Consider the following 7,086-nt stretch of genomic DNA (forward strand, 5'->3'; position numbering starts at 1 on the left):
GGCTGGACAGCCGCCGGTCCATTATGCCGCCCGCTATCGCATCCTACGAGGACCATTCATGACCGCCGCCCTACAACCCTCAGAACCGGCATTGGCCACCGACCGCGCCCGTCGCGGCGGCCGCGCCGGAAAGCGCGCCGGCGGCTCGGCCGCGTTCGAGCAGCCGGCTTTCCGCCAGCTGAAAAACCCGCTGACGCCGACTAGGCTGGTCTCCGACGACGAGCTGGAATCGATCCACCTCGCCTCCCTGCGCGTGCTCAGGGAAATCGGCGTCGACGTGCTGCATGACGAGGCCCGCAGCATCATGAAGGCGCATGGCGCCGATGTGCGCGACGGCAGCGAGCGGGTGCGTTTCGACAGCGACATGATCCTCGAACTGGTGTCGCACTGCCCGTCGGAGTTCACCATCCATGCCCGCAATCCAGCGCACAATGTGCGCTTTGGCGGCAACAATGTGATCATCTCGATGATGGCGTCGGCGCCCAATTGCTCCGACATCGATCGCGGCCGCCGGCCCGGCAACCAGCAGGACTACCGCAATTTCTTAAAGCTCGCGCAGATGCACAACATCCTGAACTGCACGGGCGGCTACCCGGTCGAGCCGACCGATATCCATCCGTCCGTCCGCCACCTCGAATGCATCCGCGATCTCAGCGTGCTCACCGACAAGGTGTTCCACATCTATTCGCTCGGCAAGGAACGCAATGTCGACGGCATCGAGATCGCCAGGATCGCGCGCGGCATCAGCCACGAGCAGATGCTGGAAGAGCCGTCCGTCTTCACCATCATCAACACGAATTCGCCGCTCAAGCTCGACGTGCCGATGATGGAAGGCATCATCCAGATGTCGAGCAAGGGCCAGGTCGTCGTCGTGACGCCGTTCACCCTGTCGGGCGCCATGGCGCCTGTCACCATCGCCGGCGCACTGGTGCAGCAGAACGCCGAGGCGCTTGCCGGCATCGCCTTCGCCCAGATGGTGCGCAAGGGCGCACCCGTCGGCTATGGCGGCTTCACCTCCAATGTCGACATGAAGTCCGGTTCGCCGGCGTTCGGCACGCCGGAATACATGAAGGCGCAGCTCGTCGGCGGCCAGCTTGCCCGCCGCTACAACATTCCCTACCGCACCTCCAACACCTGCGCCGCCAACACGGTCGACGCGCAGGCGGCTTATGAAAGCGTGTTCTCGCTGTGGGGCGCCATCCAGGGCGGCGGCAATCTGATGATGCATGCCGCCGGCTGGCTCGAAGGCGGCCTGCGCTGCTCCTACGAGAAGACCATTTTGGACATCGACCTGCTGCAGATGGTGGCCGAATTCCTGACCCCACTCGATCTTTCCGACGAGGCACTCGGCTTCGACGCCATCCAGTCGGTCGGTCCCGGCGGCCATTTCTTCGGCACCCAGCACACGCAGGACCGCTACAAGACCGCCTTCTACTCGCCGATCCTGTCCGACTGGCGCAATTACGAGACCTGGGCGGAAGCCGGCTCGCCGACGGCGCTCGAAAAGGCCAACAAGGTCTGGAAGGAGCGGCTGGCGTCCTATGAGGAGCCTTACATGGACCCGGCCATCCGCGAGGAACTCAACGCCTTCGTCGCCAAGCGCCGGTCCGAAGGCGGCGCGCCGACCGATTTTTGATCGGCTCCCCGCCGACCACCCCATCTGATTCAGTTTACGCAAAAACGGACCTATCTTGATGAAATCTCACGTAAAAGCGGTTGTCATCGGCGGCGGCGTCGTCGGCTGCTCGGTTCTCTACCACCTGGCCAAGGCCGGCTGGACCGACATCATGCTGATCGAGCGCTCGGAGCTCACCTCCGGCTCGTCCTGGCACGCGGCGGGCGGCTTCCACACGCTGAACGGCGACCCCAACGTCGCCAAGCTGCAGGCCTATACGGTGCAGCTCTACAAGGAGATCGAGGAGATATCCGGCCAGTCCTGCTCGCTGCATTTGACCGGCGGCGTGATGATGGCCGACACGCCCGAGCGCATGGACTTCCTGCGCCTTGCCCATGCCAAGGGCCGCTATCTCGGCATGGACACCGAGCTGATCACCCCCTCCGAGGCCAAGGCGATGTTCCCGCTGATGGACGAGACCAATTTCGTCGGCGCCATGTGGGACCCGGTCGAAGGCCATCTCGACCCGTCCGGCACCACCATCGCCTACTCCAAGGCGGCGAAAAAACTCGGCGCCGAGATCGTGCTGCGCAACCGCGTCGTGGAACTGACACAGGAGGTCGACGGCACCTGGAACGTCGTCACCGAACAAGGCACGGTGAAGGCCGAGCATGTCGTCAATTGCGGCGGCCTGTGGGCGCGCGAGATCGGCCGCATGGTCGGCGTCGAACTGCCGGTGCTGGCCATGGAGCACATGTATCTGCTGACCGAGCCGATGCCGGAGGTCGAGGAATTCAACAAGTCGACGGGCCGCGAGATGATCGGCGTGCTCGACTTCAAGGGCGAGATCTACACCCGCCAGGAGCGCAACGGCATCCTGCTCGGCACCTATGAAAAAGCCTGCAAGCCGTGGTCGCCGGTCAACACGCCGTGGGATTTCGGCCATGAATTGCTGCCGCCGGACCTCGATCGCATCGCGCCGTCGCTGGAAATCGGCTTCAAGCATTTCCCCGGCATCGAGAAAGCCGGCATCAAGCAGATCATCAACGGCCCCTTCACCTTCGCGCTCGACGGCAACCCGCTGGTCGGCCCGGTGCAGGGCCTGACCAATTTCTGGTGCGCCTGCGCCGTCATGGCCGGCTTCAGCCAGGGCGGCGGCGTCGGCCTCGCACTGTCGAACTGGATGGTGCATGGCGATCCCGGCTTCGACGTCTGGGGCATGGATGTCACCCGCTTCGGCGAATGGGCCGGCCTGCGCTACACCAACGCCAAGGTGCGCGAAAACTATTCGCGCCGCTTCTCCATCCGCTTCCCCAATGAGGAACTCCCGGCAGCACGCCCGGCGCAGACGACACCGCTCTACGACACGATGCTGGCCAACAATGCCGTCATGGGCGACAGCTGGGGACTTGAGACGCCGCTCTGGTTCGCACCTGAAGGCAAGGAACCCAGGGATATCGTCTCCTTCCACCGCTCCAACGATTTTGGGCCGATCGGCGAGGAAGTGCGCGCCACGCGTGAGCGTGTCGGTGTCACCGAGATCGCCAATTTTGCCAAATACGAAGTCTCGGGACCCGCAGCCGAGGATTTCCTCAACCGGCTGATGACCAACCGCATGCCGAAGACCCGCCGCATCGTGCTGACGCCGATGCTCAACGAATTCGGCAAGCTGATTGGCGACTTCACCATCGCCAAGGCGGCAGAAGACCGCTTCATGATCTGGGGTTCCTCGGCGGCGCAGAAATACCACATGCGCTGGTTCGAGAAGCATCTACCGAAGGACGGAACGGTGCGCATCCACCGCTTCGACCAGACGCTGGTCGGCCTGTCGATCGCAGGGCCGAAGTCACGTGACTTGCTGCAGAAATTGGTCGATGTCGATGTCTCGACAAAAGCCTTCCGCTTCATGGATTTCCGCGAGATGGCGGTTGGCGGGGCGCCTTGCATGGTCAACCGCATCACCTACACCGGCGACCTCGGCTATGAAATCTGGATGGCACCGGCCTACGAGCGCCTGGTTTACAAAGCGATCAAGGACGCAGGCGAGGAATTCGGCCTTGTCGATTTCGGCATGCGCGCGCTGCTCTCCATGCGCCTCGAAAAGAATTTTCCGACCTGGTTCCGCGAGTTGCGGCCGATCTATGGACCGTTCGAAGGCGCGATGGACCGCTTCATCAAGCTCGAGAAGAACGACTTCATCGGCCGCGAGGCCGCTGCCAAGGAACAGGCCGAGGGGCCAAAGCTGCGCCGCGTCTCCTTCATCGTCGATGCCACCGACGCCGATGTCATGGGCGATGAGCCGATCTGGGCCAAGGTCAGCAAGGACTATGGCACGGTTGAAAAGCCGCATGGTTATGGCGCGCCCCGCTTCGACGAGGGCGGCAAGGAAATACGTGGCTCCAAGGCTACCGAAGGCGCTTCCGCCGTGCGGGGTATCGTCGACGGTGACTGGCGCGTGGTCGGCTGGGTCACGTCAGGCGGCTATGCGCATTATGTGCAGAAGTCGATGGCGCAGGGCTACGTCCCCGCAGCGCTTGCCGAGGACGAAAGTGCCGGGCTGTTCGAGATCGAGATCCTCGGTCACCGGCGCCCGGCCCGCATCAATGTCGAAGCGCCCTTCGATCCGAGCGGCGAGAAGATGCGGACCTGAGTTTCGACCATGGACAACGCGGGGCCGAAGGGCAGCTTTGGCCGGCATCGCAAGATCATGCCGTTCGAAGCCGACTCGATCGAAGCCTTGCGCGACGCCTCCCGCCAGAAGGCGGCTTCGCTCAACCAGCATGTGCTGGGCTACGGTGCGCAGGCCGAGGCTGAATGGGCCGCGGCGGGCATTGCCGCGCCCGATCTGGCGGCGATGCGCCAATACCGGCTGGAGCGCATCCGCGCCGAGCTGAGGCGCCGCGGCTATGCCGGCGCCGTGCTCTACGATCCCGTCAACATCCGCTACGCCACAGACAGCACCAACATGCAGCTATGGGTGGCGCACAACCCGACGCGGCATTGCTTTGTCGCCGCGGAGGGGCCGGTGGTGCTGTTCGACTATTTCTCCTGCGAGCATTTGTCCGATCATTCCGGCGTCGTCGACGAAGTGCGACCGGCAGTGTCGTGGATGTATCTCTATGGCGGTGAGTTGACCGAGCAAAAGGTCCGCCGCTGGGCCGCAGGAATAGCCGATCTGGTGAAAGAGCATGGCGGCGGCAACAGCCGCATCGCCGTCGACCATATCAATCCGGAAGGCGTCGAGGAGCTGGCTCGCCTCGGCATTTCCATCGGCAATGGCGAAGCGTTGATGGAGAACGCGCGGCTGATCAAATCACCCGACGAGATCCTCGCCATGCGCCGCGCGATCGTCGCCTGCGAGGCGGCGATGGGCGAGATGGAACAAGCGCTGAAGCCGGGGACTTCCGAAAACGAATTGTGGGCGGAACTGCACCGCGGCAACATCGCGCGCGGCGGCGAATGGATCGAGACGCGACTGCTGACGTCAGGCCCGCGCACCAATCCGTGGTTCCAGGAATGCTCGTCGCGCAAGATCGAGGCTGGCGATCTCGTCGCCTTCGACACCGACCTGATCGGCCCCTACGGCTTCTGCGCCGACCTGTCGCGCACATGGCTGTGCGGCGATGGAAAGCCGACCAGCGAACAGCGCGACCTGTTCCGCATCGCTGCCGACCAGATCGGGCACAACACGGCACTGATGCAGCCAGGCATCTCGTTTCGCGACCTCGTCGAACGCTCGGCGGTGCCGCCCGGCGACTGCTTCCCGACGCGCTACGGCGTGCTCTATCACGGCGTCGGCCTGGCCGATGAATACCCGACCTTGCCGCATGCCAGCGACTGGACATCGGACACTCCGGACGGCGTGCTGGAACCGGGCATGGTGCTGTGCGTGGAAAGCTATATCGGCAGGCTTGGCGGGCGCGAAGGCGTCAAGATCGAGGAACAGATACTGATCACCGAGACGGGCAACGAACAGCTCTCAACCTACCCGTTGGATAAGAGACTGCTCGGCTAGCCCGGCAATGGCCTCGCGCAACGCCCCAACCGTCTTTTCCGGTGTCCCTGCGGCGGTGATGTAGGGCAGGCCTTTGCGCCGTCCGGTCCAGCCAACGACCGCCACCCTTTTCGCCGCCGGCTCGAAACGCTGCGCCAGTGCCCAGCTCTTGCAGTCGATGGCCGCTATATCGGCCTTGCCCTCTGCAATTGCGACGATCGAGGAACGGTGCCCACCGCTTTCGCTGCGCGAGGCAAAGAGGTCAAGGCTCTCGCCCATCGCCTCCAGGTCGCGCGTCAAACCGAGGAACCCCGACATCGAATCGAGGCTGTTGAAGGTGAAGCGCTTGCCGCGGATCCGATCTAGTGGGATCAGCGGGCTGCCGTCATTGGGCGAGGCAACCGACGGCGCGCCATCCGCCAGCATGACGATGGCGCTGGAATAGAGCTCGCCCTGCCCGCCTTCGTAGGCGTCGTAGCTTGGCTGGGCAACCACCTGCACATGCCTGGACAGGCCGAGTTCCATCGGCCCCCAGCAGGTCTGCGCGAACAGCAGCGCCGGGTGCAGCCACAGTCTGTGAAAATCGAGTTCGTCCGGCGGCAATGTCACTGGGTCGGGTGCGATCAATGCACCGGCAGCATCACGAATACCGCCCGGCACCGGCGGCAGGTCTCCATTGCGCCGCACGATGGTTTGCGGTGCGTCGATACCCTTTTGCCGAAACACGTCGCGCAACAGCATCCATTGCGCGTCGACCTCGCCGCGCATTTCGGGCCAGTCATACATCGGCAACGCCGCAACCAATTCACTCATGCCGATATCAAATCATCATGTCTGGAAAAATGATCGCAAAAACGCGGCGCCCAATCAGAATTGGCCGACACGGATTCCGGGTAGACCGGAATTATTCCTTCGGCGGCTCCGCGGGAACCGGCGCACTGCCGAGTCCGCTGATGCTGCGCGCCCTGATGCGCGGCTTGAAGGCCCTGCCCGGCTCGGCTTGACGCCGCAGCACCGGGTGCACGATCGGCTCCTTCGCCTTGAACGCATAGGCTTTGATCAGCGCGAAATAGTTGGGATAGGCATAGCCATTGTTCATCCGCAGCCATTCCTCACGGCGGTCGCGAAACAGCTTGGGCAGCTTGTACCAGGCCACGGTCGGGGTCTTGTGATGGACGAAGTGCAAATTGTTGTTGAGGAACAGGAACGACAGCGGCGAGCGCTCGACGATGACCGTGCGGCCTTCCGGATGTTCCGACCATTGATGCTCGGCGAAAGTACGGATCGAGATCAGCGACTGGCCGAGCCAGACCGGCACCAGAATGTAAAGCCACAGCGGGATGCCGAAGCCGAACTGCACGATCGGCATCACGACGGCAAGGCCGATCGCATGCAGCAGCCAGGCCTTGCGGATCGCCTTGTCACCGGCGATCACCTGCTTGGCATCGTCGATGAAGAAGCCGACGCAGGACAGCCA

Annotated in this window: 5 protein-coding genes; 3 read left to right on the forward strand and 2 right to left on the reverse strand. The window is 63.5% G+C overall.

Annotated features, from left to right (window positions below):
* The first annotated feature begins 58 nt into the window (after positions 1 to 58).
* Genes EN749_RS27115 through EN749_RS27125 form a run of 3 tightly spaced genes read left to right on the forward strand, consistent with a single transcriptional unit; the run spans position 59 to position 5,630 of the window.
* Positions 59 to 1,636: a trimethylamine methyltransferase family protein gene (locus tag EN749_RS27115; protein WP_127810210.1), complete on the forward strand. Its 1,578-nt coding sequence runs from the start codon at positions 59 to 61 to the stop codon at positions 1,634 to 1,636.
* A 58-nt stretch (positions 1,637 to 1,694) separates the two neighbouring features.
* Positions 1,695 to 4,265: an FAD-dependent oxidoreductase gene (locus tag EN749_RS27120; protein WP_127810209.1), complete on the forward strand. Its 2,571-nt coding sequence runs from the start codon at positions 1,695 to 1,697 to the stop codon at positions 4,263 to 4,265.
* A gap of 9 nt (positions 4,266 to 4,274) precedes the next feature.
* The gene (locus tag EN749_RS27125) at positions 4,275 to 5,630 is read left to right on the forward strand and encodes a Xaa-Pro peptidase family protein (RefSeq protein ID WP_128364325.1); all 1,356 of its coding nucleotides are present in this window, start codon (positions 4,275 to 4,277) and stop codon (positions 5,628 to 5,630) included.
* Here EN749_RS27125 and EN749_RS27130 read toward each other — a convergent pair.
* A complete protein-coding gene (locus EN749_RS27130) occupies positions 5,595 to 6,422 on the reverse strand; it encodes a PhnD/SsuA/transferrin family substrate-binding protein (RefSeq protein ID WP_128364326.1) in 828 nt (275 codons plus the stop codon). The two genes, EN749_RS27125 and EN749_RS27130, sit on opposite strands and share 36 nt — an antisense overlap.
* A 91-nt stretch (positions 6,423 to 6,513) precedes the next feature.
* A partial coding sequence (locus EN749_RS27135) for a fatty acid desaturase (RefSeq protein WP_189367723.1) occupies positions 6,514 to 7,086 on the reverse strand: 573 nt, incomplete at its 5' end.

It is taken from the genome of Mesorhizobium sp. M7A.F.Ca.ET.027.02.1.1, assembly GCF_004022985.1.
GTDB lineage: Bacteria > Pseudomonadota > Alphaproteobacteria > Rhizobiales > Rhizobiaceae > Mesorhizobium.